Below are 19,867 nucleotides of genomic sequence, written 5' to 3' on the forward strand. Positions count from 1 at the left end.
ATGCGCCTGCGCGCAGCACCTTGCCCGCTTCTTGCCGGCCACAGCATCGCTGCCGACAGGCAGTCGAGGGCGGACACACCGCATTGACTATTTCGACCGGGCTCTGAGCCGCCTCATGCGCGCGTTCCTGCATGGCCGCCGGCAGCTGGCCTGTGTGCTTTTCCTTTCGCTGTTCAGCCTTGCTGCCGCCGCGATGGAATGCATCGTGCCGGCCAAGCCGGGCGGCGGCATGGACGGCGCCTGCAAGATGATGCGCAAGAGCTTGCCGGCGAATCCCGGCAAGGAAGGCGCGGATGTCAGGATCAGCTATCTGCCGGGCGGCATCGGCGCCGTGGCCTGGAGCTCGGTGGTGTCGCAGCGGCGCGGCGGTCCGGATACGCTGGTGACCTTTTCCGGCGGCTCGCTGCTCAATCTGGCGCAGGGAAAATACGGTCAGGCTGCCGTTTCCGACGTGCGCTGGCTGGCCGGCGTCGGCGCCGATTACGGCATGATCGCCGTGCGCAGCGACGCGCCCTACAAGAACCTGCGCCAGTTGATCGAGGCCATGCGCCGCGACGCCGGCAAGATCACCATCGGCGTCAGCGGCACGGTCGGCAGCCAGGACTGGCTCAAGGTGGCGCTGATCGCAAGGCGCGCCAATATCGATCCCAGAAATTTCCGTTTCGTGGCGCTGGAAGGCGGCGGCGATTCTTTCACCGCCTTGCAGGCCGATCACGTGCAGATGATTTCCGGCGACGCTTCGGAGGCGGCGGCCTATATCAAGGAAGGCAAATTCCGCGTTCTGGCCGTGTTGTCCGAGCAGCGTTTGCCGGGGCCGCTGGCCGATGTGGCAACCGCGCGTGAACAGGGCTATGACGTAGTGTGGCCGATCATCCGCGGCTTTTACATGAGCGCGCAGACACCGGATGCCGACTACCGGCGCTGGGTCGCCATCTTCGATCAGACCATGGCCAGCGAAGAATTCCAGCGCCAGCGCGCGGCCAGCGGACTGTATCCCTTCGCCATGACCGGCGCGCCGCTGACCGAATACGTGCGCAAGCTGGTCGAGCAATATCGCAAGCAATCGCAGGAGCTGGGGCTGGTCAGATGACCGCACCGTCTTGCCCATCACTAAAACATCAAGGAGATCACATGTTCGAAAAACGCCGCATCACCATTGCCCTGGCTTTGGCCCTGCCGCTGGCAGCTTTGTCCGCGAGCGCACTGGCGCAGGCGCCGGCCGGCTACCCTGCGGACTACGCCAAGATAGTCGACGCGGCGAAGAAGGAAGGCAAGGTGGTGGTCTACAGCACCACGGATTCCAAGGCGGCGGAAGCCCTGATCAAGGATTTCAGCGCGCTGTATCCGGCGGTCAAGGTCGAGTACAACGACATGAATTCCACCGAAGTCTATAACCGCTTCATCTCCGAAGCCGCCGCCGGCGGTACCACCGCCGACGTGATGTGGTCGTCGTCGATGGACCTGCAGATGAAGCTGGCCTCGGAAGGCTACGGCCTGGTCTACAAGTCGCCGGAAGCGGGCGCCGTGCCGGGCTGGGCCAACTGGAAGGACACTGCCTACGGCACCACCTTCGAGCCGACCGCCATCGTCTACAACAAGCGTCTGGTGCCGGAAGCCGAAGTGCCGACCACGCACGCCGAATTCACCAAACTGCTGACCACCAAGACCGACAAATACAAGAACAAGGTCACCACCTACGATATCGAAAAATCGGGCGTCGGTTTCAGCCTGATCACTCACGATCTCAAACTCAATCCGCAATTCTGGGATTTCGCCAAGGCTCTGGGCGGCGTTGCCGTGCGCGTGCAGTCGTCTACCGGCACCATGCTGGAACGCATCTCTTCCGGTGAAAACCTGATCGGCTACAACATCCTCGGCCCTTACGCGCTGACCCGCGCCAAGAAGGACCCGTCGATCGGCATCGCCTTCACCAAGGATTACAACCTGGTGCTGTCGCGCGTGATTTTCGTCAACAAATCGGCCAAGAACATCAATGCTGGCAAGCTGTGGCTGGACTACATCCTGTCCAAGCGCGGCCAGACCATCATCGCCAATGACGCGCAACTGTTCGCGATCCGCGGCGACGTCACCGGCGCCACCACTTCGGCCGAGCTGAACAAGCAACTGGGCGCAGCCCTGAAGCCGATGCCGGTCAATACCGAATTGCTGGAATACCTCGACCAGACCAAGCGTCTGGCTTTCCTCAAGCAATGGAAGGACGCCGCAGGCAAGAAGTAAGCGCGGCGCAATGATCCGTCTGCCGTGTCGATTCCGACGCGGCTGCGGATGATGCAGCAAACGACCCGGCTGACCGGTCGGGTCGGATTTCAAGATGGTTCTCTCTTCGCGGGGAGGTCGCGCCGGCGGCCGCCCATGCCACCGGCTTGTCTGCGTTTTCAGAGACCAGGCGTGGCGGCGGGTGGCAGCCCTCTCATTTTGGAACGGCAGATCATGCAAACAATTTCAAGTCCTCATCGCAGCGATAGCGCTCGCAGCGGCCTCGGGCGCTTCCTCACGCGACTGAACTGGCCGCGCGGCGTGGTCGTGGTCCTGGCGGCGCTGGCCATTTTCGTGCCGCTGCTGCTGATCTTCTATCAGAGCTTCTTGTCGGCGCCGTTCTTCGCGCCGGTGAAGACGCTGACGCTGGATTCCTATCGCTTCATCTTTGACGATACGGATTTCCGTCAGGCCTTCGTCAACGGTTTCTATCTGGCGTCGGGCCTGGCCCTGATCGCCGTGCCGCTGGGCGGCATGCTGGCCTTCCTGATGGTGCGCACCGATCTGCCGGGACGCGGCTGGATCGCGCCGATGCTGCTGGTGCCTATCTTCGTCTCGCCGATGGTGATCGCCTTCGGTTACGTGGTGGCGATGGGGCCGGTCGGCTTCTATACGGTGTGGGTGCGCAACATGCTGGGGGTGTTCGGTTTTGAGGGCGACCCGTGGAACGTGTATTCCTTCCCGGCCATCGTCATCATCGCCGGCCTCACGCACGTGCCGCACGTGTATCTGTATGCTTCGGCGGCGCTCAAGAGTCTGGGTTCCGACGTGGAAGAAGCGGCGCGTGTCGCCGGTGCTTCGCCGCTGCAGGTGGCGCTCAATGTGTCGCTGCCGATGATCATGCCGGCGCTGGCGTATTCCGGCGTGCTGGTGTTCTTCCTTGGTTTCGAAGTGTTCGGTCTGGTGCTGGTGCTGGGCGATCCCGAAGGTCACCTGGTGCTGGCGACCTATCTCTACAAGCTGACCAACAAGCTCGGCACGCCTTCCTATCACCTGATGGCGGCGGTGGCGGTGTGTCTGGTGGCGGTCACCATGCCGCTGGTGATGCTGCAGCGCTGGCTGCTGCGTTCGGCCAACAAATATGTCTCGATCAAGGGCAAGGGCGCACGCCAGAAGGCGCTGCCGCTGGGCAAGTGGCGCTGGATCGCGTTCGCGCTGATCACCGGCTGGCTGCTGTTCACCGTGATCGTGCCGCTGTCGGGCATCGCGCTGCGCACCTTCGTCTCGCACTGGGGCGACGGCGTGCAGCTGCTGGACGTGCTGACGCTGCAGAACTTCCGCGATGTCTGGAGTCAGCCGTCGCTGGTGCGCGGCATCATCAATACCGTGCTGATCGGCGTGATCGGCGGCGCCATTGCGGTGGTGTGCTACAGCGCGATTGCGCTGGCGATGCATCGCAAGAGCGACGGCATCACGCGCTTCCTCGATTACAGCGTGCTGGTGCCGCGTGCGGTGCCGGGTTTGCTGGCCGGTCTGTCTTTCCTGTGGGTGTTCCTGTTCGTGCCTGCGCTGCTGGATAACTTCCTCAAGGGTTTCGACAACGATATCGCGCGCTGGCTGGTCGAGAATTTCATTCCTCAGTTGCGCGAGTTGCGATCCACCATCTTCTCTGTCTGGCTGGCGTATTCGGTGGTGTGGCTGGCCTACGGTCTGCGTCTGATCACCACCGCCTTGCTGCAGGTCGGCCCCGAGCTGGAAGAAGCGGCGCGCGCAGTCGGCGCCCGGCGCGGCCAGGTCACACGCGACGTCACGCTGCCGCTGGTGAAGTACGGTCTGCTGGGCGCCTGGCTGATGGTGTTCCTGATCTTCGAGCGCGAGTATTCGACCGGCGTGTATCTGCTGTCGCCCGGCACCGAAGTGATCGGCTCGATGATCGTGTCGATGTGGGCCGCCGGGGCGGTGGAACTGGTGGCTGCGCTGTCCTTCATCAACATTGCGCTGGTGGCCATCGGACTGGGCATTGCCCTCAGATTCGGCATCAAGCTGCACGACTAATCACGTTATGAATTGACGCCGGGGCAGCGTAGCGCCGGCGCGTCTCTAAAGGAATCAACATGTCAGAACTCACCGTCAACGACCTGCACCTCGACTATGGCAGCGGCGCCAGCGCCAATCCGATTCTCAAGGGCGTTTCCATGCAATTGCAGCGCGGCGAAGTAGTCGCTTTGCTGGGGCCTTCGGGCAGCGGCAAGACCACGCTGCTGCGCGCGGTCGCCGGGCTGGAGTCGCCCAAGGCCGGCACTATCGACATCGCCGAGCGGCGCGTGTTCGACGGCGTGCGGAATTTTGAAATGCCGGCCGAAGAACGTAATCTCGGCCTGGTGTTTCAGTCGTATGCGCTGTGGCCGCACAAGACCGTGTTCGACAACGTCGCCTATGGCCTCAAGCTGCGCAAGATGGCCAGCACCGAAATTGCCGAACGCGTGAAGGAAGTGCTGTCGCAGCTCGGCCTCGGCCATCTGGGCGAACGCTTCCCGCATCAGCTCTCCGGCGGCCAGCAGCAGCGCGTGGCGATTGCGCGCGCGCTGGTCTACAACCCGCAAGTGATTCTGCTCGACGAGCCGCTCTCCAATCTCGACGCCAAGCTGCGCGAAGAAGCGCGGGCCTTCCTGCGCGAGCTGATCGTGCGCCTGGGCTTGTCGGCATTGATGGTGACCCACGATCAGGGCGAGGCGATGGCGATTTCGGATCGCATCCTGCTGCTCAACAACGGCAAGATCGAACAGCAGGGCACGCCGCAAAGCATGTATCAGACGCCGGATACCTTGTTCACCGCCGAATTCATGGGCAGCAACAATCGCCTCAAGGGCAAGGTGCTGCAGCGCGACGGCCAGCGCGTCACCTTGCAGGTCGAAGGCGGCACGGTGGTGGCCAGCGCACGCGGCGCCAATACCGGTAGCGAGGTTACCGCCATCATCCGTCTGGAGCAGGTGCGCATCTCCGATCAGCAGACCGACAACGCGATTCGCCTGCCGCTTTCCACCTGCATGTATCTGGGCGACCGCTGGGAATGCCTGTTCAAGCCGGCCAATGCGGACAGCACCGTGGTCGGCCTGCGCGCCTACGCGCCGCACAAGCTGGAGCAGGGCGAGTACTGGCTGACCTTGCCGGAACAGGCGTTGTGGGCATTCTGATCTGAGATCAGAGTTTTGAGATCAGAGTCACGGGCAGGGAGGTGCATGCGGCAAAGGCGCATGCACCTGATGGGCGGCAGGCAAACATAAAAACGATTTTTACCAAGGAGATGAAACAGTGCAAAAGAAATTAATCAGCGGCGCCGTTCTGGGCGCGTTGGCAGGGTTGAGCGGCGTGGCTGCGGCGCAGAGCAGCGTTACCGTCTACGGTCTGATCGACACCGGCGTGGAATACGTCAACAACGCCGGCGCCAACGGCGGCAGCATCACGCGTCTGAGTTCGGGCGCGATGAATACCTCGCGCATCGGCTTTCGCGGCAGCGAAGATCTGGGCGGCGGTCTGAAGGCGATCTTCCAGTTGGAAAACGGCTTCAAGCTCGACACCGGCGGTTTCGACGGCGATGCCAATCAACTGTTCAACCGGCAGTCCAACGTCGGCCTGGAAGGAAGCTTTGGCCGCGTGGTGGCGGGGCGTTCATTCAGCACCACCTATGATTTCATTCTGCCCTTCGACCCCATGGGTTACTCCGGACAGTATTCGTGGGTGACCTCGGCCGGCGCCACCGGTGCGCGCAAGGACGGCATGCCGACCGGCGTCTCCAACCTGATCAAATACCAGGGCCAGTTCGGCGATTTCAAGCTGGGTGCGATGTACGCCTTCGGTGAAGCCGCCGGCAATAACAGTGACAGCGCCAAGTACGGGCTCGGTCTGGGCTATGGCACCGGCCCGTTCACGGTTGCGGCGACCTTTGACCGCGTCAACGGCGCGGCGCTTGCGACCACCGGCGCTTACGACAAGGCCACCAGTGCGCATCTGGCCGGCGGCTATCAGTTCAGCGAAGCCTTCAAGGCCAACCTCGGTTATCGCTACTACAAGAAGACGCTGGCCTCCGGCGCCACCGATCTGCGCAGCGATTTCTTCTGGGGCGGCGGCAGCTACAAGCTGACGCCTGCATTCACCCTGATCGGCACCATCTACTATCAGAACATCAAGAACGTGGCGGCAGGCACCGATGCCGACCCGATCATGTACTCGCTGCGTCTGAAGTACGCCTTGTCCAAGCGCACCGATCTGTACGCCAGCGGCGCCTACGCCAAGGCCAGGAACAATCAGCTGGTAGGCGTATCGCGTGACGACGTCGGCTTCGGCAACAGCCAGGTCGGCGTGACGCTGGGGATGCAGCATCGGTTCTGATCGCAGCAGGCATCGTGAAAGAACATCTTGAGTGACGCGTTGAGTGACATCCGGCGCGCAAAGAAAAAGCGAGGCTCAGGCCTCGCTTTTTCTATTCCTCCCGCAGCTGCAAGAAGCGGGAGGCCATGCGCTCGTACTTCAATCCTGCGGCGGCGCCTCGAAAATCCCTGCGCTGCGATTCTTTTGCACCTGATCCCAGGGGAAGACGCGGCCGTTCATCGCGACATAGACGCCATGCGGCAAGACTTGCGCCACGCCGCAGGCGAAGCCGAAGTTGAATTGTGCATCCGATCCCTGAATCGAGTAGGGGATCATGGCGCCGGTCAGGATGATGGTTTTGCCCAGCGGCGCGGCGCCCAGAACGCGCGCGGTGTCCTGCATGGTATCGGTGCCGTGGATGATCACGATGGCGTCTTCAGGCGCACGACTGCAGGCGGCCAGCACGCGCTGGCGGTCGATGTCTTGCATGTCGAGCGAATCGAGTAGCGGCAGTTCTTCCAGTTCCGCCTCGATGGTCAGGCGTGCCCGCGCAATCACTTCCGGCAGATGGCTGGCGGCGAAGCCGAGTTTGCCGGCGATTTCGTCGTAGTGTTTGTCGAAGGTGCCGCCGGTGGCGATGATGCGTAGGCTCATGTCCGTTCCTGGTTTCTTGTCAGCAAAAATATAAAGAGGATGTCAGCCGCTCATGATACATGGGCCGACATCCTCTTTCCCCCGACGGGCAGCTTCGCTCGCTGCACCTTCTTTCCAGCAAGTGTTTTTGTCTTTCCGAATCAGGCCGCCAGCAATTGCGAATCGCCTGTCTGCTCTGCATTCGGGACCAGCTCCGGCGCCGGCGGCATCGGAATGCTGCCGTCGATCAGATACCCGAACAGGCGCTCGACTTCAATCGCCTGAATCAGCAGCTGCCCCTGATTGGCCTTGATCACCTGCGTCACCAGCATCGATTCACCCTGCATCGCAAACGGAGTATGGATGATCTGCGCCTGATTGAATTGCGGCACCGCATGCAATTCATCGACCAGCAGGCCGATGGTGTGCTGGCCGTGATTGACGATCATCACCTGGCTGCTGCTGGTGACGGCCGATTTGCTGCCGCGCATCAGCTGGCCGAGGTCGAACACCCAGATGAATTCCTTGTGGGCGTCGTCGCGTTGCAGGCCGAGTACGCCGATTTGTTCCGGGCGGCTGCCCATCGAGGTCGGCAGCACATCGGAGTACGGCACCGCTTCCATCACGTTGGCGGCAGCGATGGCGAACAGATTGTGGTCGGAGAAAAAGGTCGCGTATTCCATGCCGTCGGAGGCGGTTGGATCGCTTTCCAGAAGATAGGTGCTGCCGCCGGTCTGGGCGCCGTTCAGACTGACCGCGCCGAAGGACTGGAACACCACGGCGATCACGTCTTCCTTGTAGCCGTCGCTGACCTTGAATTCGCGATAGCCGTTGGAGACGCTGCAGGCGACGATGGCGTACTGGCCGTCATGCTCGGTCACGCGCGAGGCATGTTCGCCGTTGGCGATCTGCAGCAGCGCCGGATCGATGTCGAGCAGGCTGCCGACCGGGCGCGTGTCGTCAGTGCCGGAGATGATGCGGCCCGAACGGTCGACGTAAAAGGCCTTGGTCTTGGCCTTGCCGGCCAGGCCGCTGCGCAGCATGTTGAAGAATTCGGGAGTGGAATCGAACACGATGCCGATGCCGCCGACTACGCTGTCGTCATGCTGCAGATCGCGGATCGCAGCGTGATAGATATACGTATCGCGCTCGCCGTACAGCGTGCTCGGCTCGAACTTGCTGACATGATATTGCTGCCGGGTGCGCAGACTCGTCACCTGCGCCAGCGTTTCGGCATCAATGCTGCTGCCGAGCAGCGCGGCGCTGTCATCGCCGGTGCTGGCGATGATGCGGCCGTTGCGGTCGTAGACGAAAATGCGGGTGTAGACCGTGTAGAGGCCGTTGATGTAAGTCAGGATGTCAGTCAGCTTGGCGCTGCTGGCGGCATCGATCTGCGTTTGCGCCAGCGCCGCGCGCAACTCGGGCGTGAGCGCCCACCAGCGGCAATCGTCGGAGCGCTCATACAGATTGCGATCGAGCAGATCAACCAGCAGGCCGGCGGTAAATTCAGCATCGCGCATGCTGGACGCCAGCACCGTCTGATAGAGATCGTGGATCGATTGCGCGAACAGCTCGTTGCTGCGATTGCCGGTTTCGCTGATCTGATCGAGGATGGTTTTCAGTTTCATCATCTCGCCACGCTGACCGGCGGTCATCACCTGGCCGTTCCACACGATGCGCTGGATGGTCTTGGCCGCCGTCATGATGTCGTATAGCGGCGGGCAGAATGAATGTGCATGCGCCAGCAGGCCTTCGGCCAGTTCCGGCGACAGCGTGCTCAGCACGTCGCTGACGATGCCGCTGAAGGCGACTTCGACCGGAATCATCACCTGGCCCTGCCAGCCGACAGGGCCGGGATAGCCCTGATAGCCTTCCGATGCAAAGGTGCGCACCAGATATTCGCGGCCGCAGAACATCATCAGTCTGGCGTGCCCATCGCGATTCACCGGCACTACCGTTCCGGGTGGAATCCACAGTCCGTCGGCGCTGGCGATGACGCGATTGTCTCCGTCCAGCAGCAGCATGTTGGCGCGCGCATCGGGGTCGCGGTGCGCAGAAAAGATGCCGCACATTTCTTCTTCAAAATGGAAGCACAGGCACAGCACGCCGATCACCGCGCCGGTGTGGGGATGATGCATGCGGCGCGAATAAATCAGCGCGCGATCCTTGGCCGGTCGCAGGTCGGTGGCGCGGAAGGTTTCGACATAGGTGTCGGATTGCAGGGTTTGAGCAATCAGCGGATCGGCGCTGTGCTCCAGCGGCGTGGCGGGGTCGATCTGCACCAGCACATTGCCCTCGGTGTCGAGCAGGATGATCTCGTCATAGACCGTATATTTGTTGCGATACTCGCGCAGGCGATAGCGTGCAGCGTCGGCCGAGTCGTGGATGCCGGCGACGAAATTGCACAGCTCGCGGTCGGTCGCGAGAAAGCCGACATCGGCGGTGCGCTCGAACAGATTGCGTACCACGATGTCGATCACGTATTGCGCCTTGGTGCCGATTTCGGCCAGCACATTGCGCACCTTTTCTTCCACCAGACTGCTGACCAGTTCCCGCTCCAGCCGGCTGAAACCGTTGCGGGTGGCGGCCATGGTCGGCAGGATGGTTTTGGCTTCGAGCGGGCAGTTCATCTTGGCCGAGGCTTCGATCACGCGCCACATCAGATTCAGCTCTTGCAGCGATTGTTCGCACTTGGCGACGTCGCGCATGTAGGGCAGGAAGGTCTCTGTTTTTATTGCTACTGTTGCAGTCATCAAGTAGTCCCTTATGGAGTGCTCGCACGACCCGCCACCTGACGTCGCTGCATCCTGGCGATCCAGTGATCGATTTGGATGGCGTCTCTCTTCATGGTTCTGCATTGTCACCGTATTGTTTCGGTGTTTTCTCAAGGCAAAGAAAATCGCATGCCAGAGTCCAAGGATGCCGGCGGCGGTTGCTGTTCTCCGAGTGTGGTAGCGAGTGTGAGCGCTTGTTTTATGTTGATTTTTTTACGGCGATGTTGGGCTGCATCTTTTTGGCGCGGCCCTTCTGGTGCTTTTACTTCTGTTTATTTTTGCGCTGCGAATTCTAACTGAGGCGAAAAAATTTATGCATGAACGATACTCATCTGAGTTGCGCTCACTGCATTAAAACCACAGTACAGATGCCAGTACAGAGGCATTTTTGCCGCATGTCGGTGCGGAAATGCGCAGTCGTGCATGCCTCTTGTGCATAGTGTTATGTCGCGCTGACGGAGTACTGATTACGCGATGAATTTTGTGAAGCACATTGATGGTGCGCACAGGCAAGAGCCGGCAAGAATGGACGTGAAGCCTGCCGAACCCGACGCCCGCCAAAGTGAAAATCAAATGGGTTTTATAATGGAGCCCTATGAAACCGCTCGCTCCCGGCACCGTTATTTTTCACCGTCATCGCGGCTATGGCGTGATCGTGCTGGTCAATCTTTTGACCGGCTGGATCTCTGCGCGCTTTGGCAGCGAGGTGCGCACGCTCGATCTGAATCTGTCTTCCGATGAAGTTCAGCATGCGGATGGCACGCCCATCCTGTTCCGTCGCACGCCGCCCGATCGCATGCCGCAGGCGCGCCTCATGGCGATGGTGCGCGAGCTGCATCGCGCCGGTTATCAGCGCTTGTATTTATATAGCTGGCCCAAGCCTTCCGGGCTGCATTGGCGCTGGCATTTGTTCGCGGGGCCGCGGCAGTGGATAGAGCGGCCGTGGCGCGAAGGCTGGTATGGCTCGGGCGCCGATTACAACTTCAATCCGGTGCTGGGCTGGGGCGACAATCCGGGCGCAACGCCGCAGGAGCTGGCCAGCATGCTGGCGCAATTCGATCCGCATGGACTGGCGCAGGCGCTGGGCCGCGACGACGATCACACGGCCTGGTTTTCTTTGGTGTGCGATGCCTTGCTGCCGGATTACGCTTTCAGTCTGGGCTGGGGCCAGAGCAAGCAGATGCCTGAGCATTTGCCGGTGATTCCGGTGCGGCGCGGCGTGCCTGCGTATTCCGGGCCGCCTTTGCCGTGGCCGCCGGGCTGGCTGCATTTGTGGAAGATGTCGCATGCCCAGTATCAGCGCTATGCGACGCCGGCCAGCAGCGAGTTGCCGCTGGGGCCGGGGGCGGGAGAGTCTGCCTCGGGGACTAAGTCAACGCCTCAGGATTGAGTACGTTCTTCGGCGTGCCGGCGGCGTAGTCGAGGATGTTCTGAAAGGCGGCGCGGAAGTAGAGTTCGTAGCCGTCTTTTTCCACATAGCCCAGATGCGGCGTCGCCACCACGTTATCCATTTTCAGCAGTGCTGAATCGACCGGCAGCGGTTCCTGTTCGAACACATCGACGCCGGCCAGGCCGGGTTTGCCTTGCTCCAGTGCATGTTCCAGCGCACCGCTTTCGACCAGTTCGGCGCGGCTGGTGTTGATGAAGCAGGCGCTGGTTTTCATGCGCGCCAGATCGGCTGCGGTGACGATGCCGCGCGTGGCGTCATTGAGGCGCAGATGCAGCGACAGCACATCGGCCTGGTCGAAAAATTCTTCCTTGCTGGCTGCCGTTGCATGGCCGTGTTCACGCGCTTTCAGCAGACTTGGGTCGCGTCCCCACACCAGCACCTGCATGCCGAAAGCCTTGCCGTAGCCTGCCACCATCTGACCGATCTTGCCGTAACCCCAGATGCCCAGTGTGCGGCCCTTGAGTGCGCTGCCGATCAGGTTGTGATGCGGGGTGGCGGAGACCTGTTGCCAGGCGCCCGCACGCAAAGCCGCCGTGTATTGGGGCACGCGGCGCATGGCGGCCATGATCAGCGCCCAGGTCAGTTCGGCCGGTGCGGTCGGATCGCCGACGCCTTCGACGATGGCGACGCGGCGTTCGGTGGCGGCGGCGACATCGACATGGCCGCTGACCTTGCCGGTCTGCGAGATCAGTTTCAGCAACGGCAGTTTTTCCAGCAACTGCTTGTTCAATACGGTGCGTTCACGGATCAGCACCAGTGCGTCGAAATTGGCCAGCCGCGCCGCCAGTTGGCCGGTGCCGCGCACCGAATTCGTGAATACTTTGACATCGTGTCCATCCAGCATGGCGAAGCAGTCGAGTTGGCGCACTGCATCCTGATAGTCGTCGAGAATTGCAATTTTCATGTGGGTCTCCGTCCGTATTTCGCGTGATGGCGTGTTTGACTGATGGGCTACTGCAGCATGATAAATCGATTGCGCGGTTTGTTCCTGCCTCAATGCGTCGAAGGGAGCGGACGGTTGCGGTCGTAGCGATGCTCAGTCTGCGATATCGATCACCAGCTTGCCTTCGGCGCTGCGACTTTCCATCAGTTGATGCACGCGGTTGACGTCGGCCAGCGCGAAGCGTCGTTGATCCAGCCGCAAGCGTATCTGACCTGCTTCCACCATGCGAGTGGCCTGGCGCATGATCTCGCCATGATGCGCACGGCCCTCGCCGCGTTCACACAGCAAGGGCAGCAAGGTGAATACGCCGGAGTAGGTGGCGGCGCGAAACGATAGGGGCGCCAGCTTGTGCGCGCCCCAGCCGGCGCAACTGACCACGTGGCCGCTATGATGTCGCGCGGCGAGGAAGGAGGCGTCGAGCGTGGTGCCGCCGACCGTGTCGTAGACGACGTCGAATCCTTCGCCCGCTGTGTATTGCGCCACGTAGTCTTCGACCGCGCTGCTGCGGTAATCGATGGCGATGGCGCCCATGCTTTCGATGGTCTCCCTGTGCGCCCGGCTGCCGGTGGCGAAAACCTGGGCCCCGAACGCACGCGCCAGTTGCACCGCGATATGGCCGACGCCGCCGGCGCCGCCATGCACCAGCACTTTTTGCCCTGCCTGCAGCCTGGCTTTGTCGACCAGACCTTGCCACGCCGTGACGAAGATCATCGGCAGGGCGGCGGCTTCGTGCATGCTGAAGTTGCGAGGTTTGAGCGCCAGCAATTGCGCGTCGACCGTGGCGAACTCGGCCAGCGAGCCGGCCATGCAACCGACGCCGCCGCTCATGCCGTAGACCTCGTCGCCAACTTTGAACGAGCTCACCTGACGGCCCACCTGTTGGACAACGCCGGCCAGATCGATGCCGAGAATCGCCGGCAACTGTACCCGCGCATGGGCGGCGCTGCCGTTGTGAATCTTGACGTCGAGCCGGTTCACGCCGCTGCTCTTTACGCGTACCAGCACTTCATGAGCGGCCGGTTGCGGGCGGGGAACGCGCGCGATCTGCAGCGGCGTGTCGAAGGCGGCGAGGCGGGCGGCTTGCATGGTGCTGCTGTCGGTGTTGCGGAGCTCGAGCTTGGTATTCATATGGCTTTCCTTGATGCTGATGGCGCATGGTCAGCCTGCTTGCTTAAGTGCGGCAGGCTATAAGTAATGCTTTCAAGTGTAGGGAAAGCCGCGTTGCAGAAAAACCGGGCCGGGCATAAAGCTGAATTATGAAAACGTGGATAATCGCGGCCGCGTTCGCAGAGGGAGCCAAGGGCTTCTACGATCTGACGGCGCAGCATTGGGCGCTGCGAATAATGCCGGTGCGATGGCACACCTTGGCTCGCATGTTGTGATAGGGCAAGTTTGCAAGACGTGATGCGGTAAAAAGTAGTGGCATAAAACAACGCGCTGCGCGATTTTCGATGAGCCGGAACGATGTATCTACGTTCAGCGATATGGGGAATAGGGGGGGGCTTCCTTGCTTCGTATCTAAAACACTGTCGCGCCCAGCGCCGCTGTTCCGCAGAATGGATTAAGGCAAAGTAAAAATCAGTCTGTTTGTCATTTTTTCAAGTTAGATATTCATATTGAGAATGACTAAATCGCCGCAATCCCTTTCAAATCCAGTGCTGAGGCGGATTTCGCCAGTTTTTAAGTTATGCACTTTGGTAATGAAAAAACAGCTCTGTTTTGGATTTGTAATTACCTACTACAAAACTCGGGTATATATCGCTACAAATTTTAGTATTTTGTTTTTTTAAGAGGTACAATCGGCGCCACTTTTTGTGATTTCCACTGTCGAAAAGTGACTCAATCCCGCGGCCACCCGAGCGCGCGGGCAGCGTGGCCGGACTTCAGTCGAAGCCGGTCGCCGTCGACAAGACCGCCGTAACACTGGCAGGCGCGCATGGCGTGAATTTACCGCCGCCGCCGACAAGCCAACGACGATCCTGCCGTGCCAACACGAATTCATTTAACTGAGGCATAGGAGGTAGCATTTATGAATCAACCCCTCATGGAAGGCGTTCCGACAGTGAACGCACCCGCTTACGTCAAACATCAGAAGCTGCAGAACTGGGTCGCCGAAATTGCTGCGCTGACCAAGCCTGCTCGCATTTACTGGTGCGACGGTTCGCAGGAAGAATACGACCGGCTTTGCGCGGAAATGGTGGCCGCCGGCACCATGAAGAAGCTGAATCAGGACAAGCGTCCGAACAGCTATCTGGCCTGCTCCGATCCGTCGGACGTGGCGCGCGTCGAAGATCGCACCTTCATCTGCTCCAAGAACAAGGAAGACGCCGGCCCGACCAACAACTGGACCGATCCGGCCGAAATGCGCCAGACCCTCAGCGGTCTGTTCGACGGTTGCATGCAGGGCCGCACCCTGTATGTGGTGCCGTTCTCGATGGGCCCGCTGGGCTCGCCGATTGCGCATATCGGCGTCGAGTTGTCCGATTCTCCTTATGTCGCCGTCAACATGCGCATCATGACGCGCATGGGCAAGGCCGTGTATGACGTGCTGGGTACCGACGGCGAGTTCGTGCCCTGCGTGCACACCGTCGGCGCGCCTTTGAAGGCCGGCGAGCAAGATGTCGCATGGCCGTGCAACGAAACCAAGTACATCGTTCACTACCCAGAGACCCGCGAAATCTGGTCCTACGGCTCCGGCTACGGCGGCAACGCGCTGCTCGGCAAGAAATGCTTCGCGCTGCGCATCGCGTCGACCATGGGCCGTGATCAGGGTTGGCTGGCCGAACACATGCTGATCCTCGGCGTGGAATCGCCGGCGGGCAAGAAGCACTACATTGCAGCGGCTTTCCCATCGGCTTGCGGCAAGACCAACTTCGCCATGCTGATTCCGCCCAAGACTTTTGACGGCTGGAAAGTCACCACCATCGGCGACGACATCGCATGGATCAAGCCGGGGCAGGATGGCCGCTTGTACGCGATCAATCCTGAAGCAGGTTATTTCGGCGTGGCTCCGGGCACCAATGAAAAGACCAACTTCAATTGCATGGCATCGCTGCGTGCCAATACCATCTTCACCAACGTCGCGCTGACCGACGACGGCGACGTCTGGTGGGAAGGCATGACCAAGGAAGCGCCGGCGCATCTGATCGACTGGCAAGGCAAGGACTGGACGCCGGAAATCGCGAAGGAAAGCGGCCGCAAGGCGGCCCATCCGAACGCGCGTTTCACTGTCGCGGCGACCCAGAATCCGGTGATCGACGCCGCCTGGGATGATCCGGCCGGCGTGCCGATCTCGGCCTTCATCTTCGGCGGTCGCCGTTCGACCACCGTGCCGCTGGTCACTGAAGCCCGCAACTGGGTGGAAGGCGTGTACATGGCCGCGACCATGGGTTCGGAAACCACTGCTGCCGCCGTCGGCCAGCAAGGCGTGGTGCGTCGCGATCCGTTTGCGATGCTGCCGTTCGCCGGTTACAACATGAGCGAATACTTCCAGCACTGGCTCAACATCGGCAAGAAGATCGCCGCTTCGCCGGCCGAGTTGCCTAAGATCTACTGCGTCAACTGGTTCCGTACCGATGCTGAAGGCAAGTTCGTGTGGCCGGGCTTCGGCGACAACATGCGCGTGCTGAAGTGGATGCTGGAGCGCATCGAAGATCCGCAAGGCGTGCGCGCCGGCGGTGTCGAGCATCTGTTTGGCGTGACGCCGCGCTTCCAGGATCTGCAATGGGATGGACTGGACTTCTCGGCCGAGCAGTTCGCCACCATCACTTCGATCGACAAGGCCGCATGGGCTCAGGAAGTTGAATTGCACACCGAGCTGTTCGACAAGCTGAAGCACAAGCTGCCGCCGGAACTGGCGAATGTGAAGGCCAAGCTGGAAAAGCAACTGGCCAAGTAATGATGCAAGCCGACGCGGGCTGCGTTGCAGCTCGCGCCAGCAAAGAAAAAGCGGTTGCCGGATGCATGCGGCAACCGCTTTTTTCATTGCGAGACGGATTTCACTCAATCAATCCGGCGCCTTGATCCGCAGCAGCGCTTCGCGCATCGCGGCCGGGATATCCACCGGTCGGCGCGTGGTGCGATCCACGTAGACGTGCACGAAATGTCCTTGCGCCGCAGGCGCGCTGTCATCGCCCCTGAAGATGCCGACTTCGTAGCGCACGCTGCTGTGCCCGATGTGGGCAACGCGCACGCCGACGCGCACTGCATCGGGAAAGCTCACCGGCGCAAAGTAATTGCATTGGGTCTCGATCACCAGGCCGATCACTTCGCTGGCGGCGATGTTCAGCACGCCACGTTCAAGCAGGTATTGATTTACCGCCGTATCGAACCAACTGTAATAGACGACATTATTGACGTGGCCGTAGACGTCGTTGTCCATCCAGCGTGTCTGGATCGGCTGGAAGTGCGGGTAGTCACCTTGCTGTCGGGGAATGGGTTTGCTGTTGTTCTGTTTCATGGCGATGGTCTCCCGGTCTCTCGGCGCGCTGCCTCCGGTTTGCGGCGCAGGCAAAATCTGCTTCCTTGCAGTAACATGGTCACGGGATGAAATCCCGCGCGCTTGATATTGTCCAATCGGGCCCCGGTGCAGTCAGTCGGCTCCGAAGTTTCATTGTGGCAATGCAGACTCGCTGCAGCATCCAATAGTAAGTCATCACCTTTCGAATGTGCTGCCGCCGGCAAGTCTACGTGGCAGTACCCAGGCAATTTTACGTATTCAGAGGTGAACTGCTTCCGATCATCGATAGTTAAACTCAATCAATGTCTATCAATAAATAAATTTGATCTATTTTGTTTGGGGCTTTACTATCGCCTCACTGCTTCTTTCAACCCAGTAAAGGAAATAAAAATGTCCCTGATTAACACCACCATCAAGCCTTTCAAAGCAACTGCTTACCACGACGGCAAGTTCGTTGACGTCACCGAAGCATCGTTGAAGGGCAAATGGTCCGTTTTCGTGTTCTATCCAGCTGACTTCACATTCGTGTGCCCTACAGAACTGGAAGATCTGGCGAACAACTACGCTGAATTCAAGAAACTGGGCGTTGAAATCTACGGCGTGTCGACCGACACCCACTTCGCGCACAAGGCATGGCACGACACCTCGGAAGCCATCAAGAAAGTGCAATACCCACTGATCGGCGATCCGACTACAACTCTGGCGCGTAACTTCGAAGTGCTGATCGAAGAAGAAGGTCTGGCACTGCGCGGTACTTTCGTGATCAACCCAGAAGGTCAGATCAAGGTTCTGGAAATTCACGACAACGGTATCGGTCGCGACGCTTCCGAACTGCTGCGCAAGGTCAAGGCAGCGCAATACGTTGCTTCGCACCCAGGTGAAGTTTGCCCTGCGAAGTGGACTGAAGGCGCAGAAACACTGAAGCCTTCCCTGGATCTGGTCGGCAAGATCTAAATCGCTGATTGGGCTGCTGCGCGGGCCGATCTCAAAGCTGTGATGCTCGCCGTACATTCGTACGGCTGCGCTTCTCGCTTCGACCTCGGACCGCTCGCTACGCCCACTCACGATTTAATGCAGTCATCGAGAAGTACAGAAACAAAAACTGAAGTACCAGTCCGGGCTCGGCGCAAGCAACGTCGCAGAGCTCACGAGGCCGAGCGGCGGAGTCCGGACAATATTGAATGCTCACATCAGAGGAAAGTTGAAATCATCATGCTGGATGCCAATCTCAAAACCCAATTGAAGGCTTACCTGGAAAAAGTCACGCAGCCAATCGAGATCGTCGCGTCGCTGGATGATGGCGCCAAGTCTCGTGAGTTGCAGGAGCTGCTGCAGGAAATCGTCACGCTGTCCGAGCGCATCACGCTGGTCGAGCGCGTGGATCACGCCGCACGCAAGCCGTCCTTTTCATTGAATCGCCCCGGTACCGATATCAGCGTGCAGTTCGCCGGTATCCCTATGGGCCACGAATTCACCTCCTTGGTGCTGGCGCTGCTGCAAGTCGGCGGCCACCCGATCAAGCTGGACGACAAGGTGATCGAACAGATCCGCAATCTGGATGGCGATTACACCTTTGAAACCTATATCTCGCTGACCTGCCAGAACTGCCCGGAAGTCGTGCAGGCGCTGAACGTGATGTCGATCATCAACCCGCGCATCCGTTCGGTGACGGTGGACGGCGCGCTGTTTCAGGACGAAGTCGAGAAACGCCAGATCATGGCCGTGCCGACCGTCTACATGAACGGTGAAGTATTCGGTCAGGGCCGCACCGGCGTGGAAGAAATTCTCGCCAAGCTGGACACCGGCGCCGCCGCTCGCAAGGGTGAAGAACTGAGCGCCAAAGAAGCCTACGACGTACTGATCGTCGGCGGTGGTCCTGCCGGCGCGGCTGCTGCGATTTACGCCGCCCGCAAGGGCATCCGCACGGGCGTCCTTGCCGAACGTTTCGGCGGCCAGGTGCTGGATACGCTGGCGATTGAAAACTTTGTCTCCGTCAAGGAAACCGAAGGCCCGCAATTTGCGACCGCGCTGGAACAGCACGTCCGCGAATACGAGGTCGACATCATGAACGTGCAGCGCGCTGAAGCGCTGGTGCCGGGCAAGATGATCGAGGTCAGGCTGGCCAACGGCGGCGTGCTCAAGAGCAAATCCGTGATCCTGGCGACCGGCGCCCGCTGGCGCGAAATCAACGTGCCGGGCGAGCGAGAATACCGCAATCACGGCGTGGCATATTGCCCGCACTGCGACGGCCCGCTGTTCAAGGGCAAGCGCGTGTCGGTGATCGGCGGCGGCAATTCCGGCGTCGAGGCGGCAATCGATCTGGCGGGCATCGTCAAGGAAGTCACGCTGATCGAGTTCGGCGCAGAACTGCGCGCTGACGAAGTCTTGCAACGCAAGCTGCGCAGCCTGCCCAACGTCAAGGTGATCACCTCGGCGCAGACTACCGAAATCACCGGCGACGGCAAGAAGGTCAATGGCATCACTTACAAGGAGCGTGAATCCGGCGAAGTGAAGCACATCGAACTGGAAGGCGTGTTCGTGCAGATCGGCCTGGTGCCGAATACCGAATGGCTGAAGGGCACGATTGCGCTGAGCAAGCACGGCGAAATCGAAGTCGATGCCAAGGGCCAGACCTCGATCCCCGGCGTGTTCGCCGCCGGCGATGTGACTACTGTGCCGTTCAAGCAGATCGTGATCGCGGTCGGCGAAGGCGCCAAGGCATCGCTGAGCGCATTCGATTACCTGATCCGCACGCCGTTCGATGACGTGCCTGCTGCCGAGAAGAAGGAAGCTGTCGCGGCTTGAGTTGTATCCGATAGCGGGCCGCAGAAAGTTAAAAAGACCACCGATGTTTCGGTGGTCTTTTTTTTGCGGATCGGAGATGTCAGCATCCGTGCTTGAAGGGCCACTGATGTGCTACTGCAAAACGCTGATGCAAGCATGATGATGCCGGGTGCGGCCGGCCGGTGAACTAGTGCGCGGCGTAGTTAGCTCAATCAGCCCAATCCGCTCTGTCAGCCCAA

Annotated in this window: 14 protein-coding genes; 9 read left to right on the forward strand and 5 right to left on the reverse strand. The window is 60.3% G+C overall.

Translation table 11 applies throughout. From position 1 onward, the window contains the following. Positions 1 to 115 precede the first annotated feature (115 nt). The 5 genes from PQR62_RS08140 to PQR62_RS08160 all read left to right on the forward strand — a co-directional run bounded on the left by PQR62_RS08140 (position 116) and on the right by PQR62_RS08160 (position 6,606). Positions 116 to 1,090, forward strand: a complete 975-nt coding sequence (locus tag PQR62_RS08140) for a Bug family tripartite tricarboxylate transporter substrate binding protein (RefSeq protein WP_408156635.1) — start codon at positions 116 to 118, stop codon at positions 1,088 to 1,090. A gap of 41 nt (positions 1,091 to 1,131) precedes the next feature. Beyond that, positions 1,132 to 2,238, forward strand: a complete 1,107-nt coding sequence (locus tag PQR62_RS08145; RefSeq protein WP_408156637.1) for an ABC transporter substrate-binding protein — start codon at positions 1,132 to 1,134, stop codon at positions 2,236 to 2,238. A gap of 213 nt (positions 2,239 to 2,451) precedes the next feature. Beyond that, the gene (locus PQR62_RS08150; RefSeq protein WP_408156639.1) at positions 2,452 to 4,272 is read left to right on the forward strand and encodes an ABC transporter permease; all 1,821 of its coding nucleotides are present in this window, start codon (positions 2,452 to 2,454) and stop codon (positions 4,270 to 4,272) included. 59 nt (positions 4,273 to 4,331) lie between these two features. Then, positions 4,332 to 5,411: an ABC transporter ATP-binding protein gene (locus PQR62_RS08155; protein WP_408156641.1), complete on the forward strand. Its 1,080-nt coding sequence runs from the start codon at positions 4,332 to 4,334 to the stop codon at positions 5,409 to 5,411. A gap of 118 nt (positions 5,412 to 5,529) precedes the next feature. Continuing rightward, complete coding sequence (locus PQR62_RS08160) at positions 5,530 to 6,606, forward strand: porin (protein ID WP_408156643.1); 1,077 nt, start codon at positions 5,530 to 5,532, stop codon at positions 6,604 to 6,606. A 138-nt stretch (positions 6,607 to 6,744) separates the two neighbouring features. Here the strand turns inward: PQR62_RS08160 and PQR62_RS08165 are convergent, their stop codons facing one another. Together PQR62_RS08165 and PQR62_RS08170 are read right to left on the reverse strand one after the other, a co-directional pair. Next, complete coding sequence (locus tag PQR62_RS08165; RefSeq protein WP_408156645.1) at positions 6,745 to 7,239, reverse strand: asparaginase domain-containing protein; 495 nt, start codon at positions 7,237 to 7,239, stop codon at positions 6,745 to 6,747. 140 nt (positions 7,240 to 7,379) lie between these two features. Continuing rightward, positions 7,380 to 9,971, reverse strand: coding sequence for a chemotaxis protein CheW (locus PQR62_RS08170; RefSeq protein WP_408156648.1), 2,592 nt, complete (start codon positions 9,969 to 9,971; stop codon positions 7,380 to 7,382). 616 nt (positions 9,972 to 10,587) lie between these two features. On the opposite strand from PQR62_RS08170, the gene PQR62_RS08175 reads away from it, so the two are divergent. After that, a complete protein-coding gene (locus PQR62_RS08175; RefSeq protein WP_408156650.1) occupies positions 10,588 to 11,382 on the forward strand; it encodes an L-asparaginase in 795 nt (264 codons plus the stop codon). Here PQR62_RS08175 and PQR62_RS08180 read toward each other — a convergent pair. Both PQR62_RS08180 and PQR62_RS08185 read right to left on the reverse strand, forming a co-directional pair. Beyond that, positions 11,360 to 12,346 carry a D-2-hydroxyacid dehydrogenase family protein gene (locus tag PQR62_RS08180; RefSeq protein WP_408156652.1) on the reverse strand — a complete coding sequence of 329 codons (987 nt, stop codon included), beginning with the start codon at positions 12,344 to 12,346 and terminating at the stop codon, positions 11,360 to 11,362. The genes PQR62_RS08175 and PQR62_RS08180 overlap by 23 nt on opposite strands. 132 nt (positions 12,347 to 12,478) lie before the next feature. Beyond that, positions 12,479 to 13,513, reverse strand: coding sequence for a zinc-dependent alcohol dehydrogenase family protein (locus PQR62_RS08185; protein WP_408156654.1), 1,035 nt, complete (start codon positions 13,511 to 13,513; stop codon positions 12,479 to 12,481). Between the two features lie 901 nt (positions 13,514 to 14,414). Between PQR62_RS08185 and PQR62_RS08190 the strand changes: the two genes are divergently transcribed. Then, on the forward strand, positions 14,415 to 16,283 hold the full coding sequence (locus tag PQR62_RS08190; protein WP_408156656.1) for a phosphoenolpyruvate carboxykinase (GTP): 1,869 nt from the start codon (positions 14,415 to 14,417) through the stop codon (positions 16,281 to 16,283). Between the two features lie 108 nt (positions 16,284 to 16,391). On the opposite strand, the gene PQR62_RS08195 is transcribed toward PQR62_RS08190, so the two are convergent. Continuing rightward, positions 16,392 to 16,844 (reverse strand): acyl-CoA thioesterase, encoded by a 453-nt coding sequence (locus PQR62_RS08195; protein WP_408156658.1) that lies wholly within the window; start codon positions 16,842 to 16,844, stop codon positions 16,392 to 16,394. Between the two features lie 390 nt (positions 16,845 to 17,234). Between PQR62_RS08195 and ahpC the strand changes: the two genes are divergently transcribed. Continuing rightward, a complete protein-coding gene (ahpC, locus tag PQR62_RS08200) occupies positions 17,235 to 17,798 on the forward strand; it encodes an alkyl hydroperoxide reductase subunit C (RefSeq protein WP_408156661.1) in 564 nt (187 codons plus the stop codon). Between the two features lie 258 nt (positions 17,799 to 18,056). Next, the gene (gene ahpF, locus PQR62_RS08205; RefSeq protein ID WP_408156663.1) at positions 18,057 to 19,649 is read left to right on the forward strand and encodes an alkyl hydroperoxide reductase subunit F; all 1,593 of its coding nucleotides are present in this window, start codon (positions 18,057 to 18,059) and stop codon (positions 19,647 to 19,649) included. Positions 19,650 to 19,867 lie beyond the last annotated feature (218 nt).

Source organism: Herbaspirillum lusitanum (assembly GCF_046025995.1).
GTDB classification, from domain to species: domain Bacteria; phylum Pseudomonadota; class Gammaproteobacteria; order Burkholderiales; family Burkholderiaceae_D; genus Herbaspirillum; species Herbaspirillum lusitanum_A.

Bases quoted from the DNA above. Each gene is read 5' to 3' on its own strand.
- PQR62_RS08185 (WP_408156654.1), bottom strand. From the start codon at position 13,513: ATGAATACCAAGCTCGAGCTCCGCAACACCGACAGCAGCACCATGCAA.
- PQR62_RS08170 (WP_408156648.1), bottom strand. From the start codon at position 9,971: ATGACTGCAACAGTAGCAATAAAAACAGAGACCTTCCTGCCCTACATG.
- PQR62_RS08190 (WP_408156656.1), top strand. From the start codon at position 14,415: ATGAATCAACCCCTCATGGAAGGCGTTCCGACAGTGAACGCACCCGCT.
- PQR62_RS08155 (WP_408156641.1), top strand. From the start codon at position 4,332: ATGTCAGAACTCACCGTCAACGACCTGCACCTCGACTATGGCAGCGGC.
- PQR62_RS08140 (WP_408156635.1), top strand. From the start codon at position 116: ATGCGCGCGTTCCTGCATGGCCGCCGGCAGCTGGCCTGTGTGCTTTTC.
- PQR62_RS08195 (WP_408156658.1), bottom strand. From the start codon at position 16,844: ATGAAACAGAACAACAGCAAACCCATTCCCCGACAGCAAGGTGACTAC.
- PQR62_RS08175 (WP_408156650.1), top strand. From the start codon at position 10,588: ATGAAACCGCTCGCTCCCGGCACCGTTATTTTTCACCGTCATCGCGGC.
- ahpC (WP_408156661.1), top strand. From the start codon at position 17,235: ATGTCCCTGATTAACACCACCATCAAGCCTTTCAAAGCAACTGCTTAC.
- PQR62_RS08150 (WP_408156639.1), top strand. From the start codon at position 2,452: ATGCAAACAATTTCAAGTCCTCATCGCAGCGATAGCGCTCGCAGCGGC.
- PQR62_RS08165 (WP_408156645.1), bottom strand. From the start codon at position 7,239: ATGAGCCTACGCATCATCGCCACCGGCGGCACCTTCGACAAACACTAC.
- PQR62_RS08145 (WP_408156637.1), top strand. From the start codon at position 1,132: ATGTTCGAAAAACGCCGCATCACCATTGCCCTGGCTTTGGCCCTGCCG.
- PQR62_RS08180 (WP_408156652.1), bottom strand. From the start codon at position 12,346: ATGAAAATTGCAATTCTCGACGACTATCAGGATGCAGTGCGCCAACTC.
- ahpF (WP_408156663.1), top strand. From the start codon at position 18,057: ATGCTGGATGCCAATCTCAAAACCCAATTGAAGGCTTACCTGGAAAAA.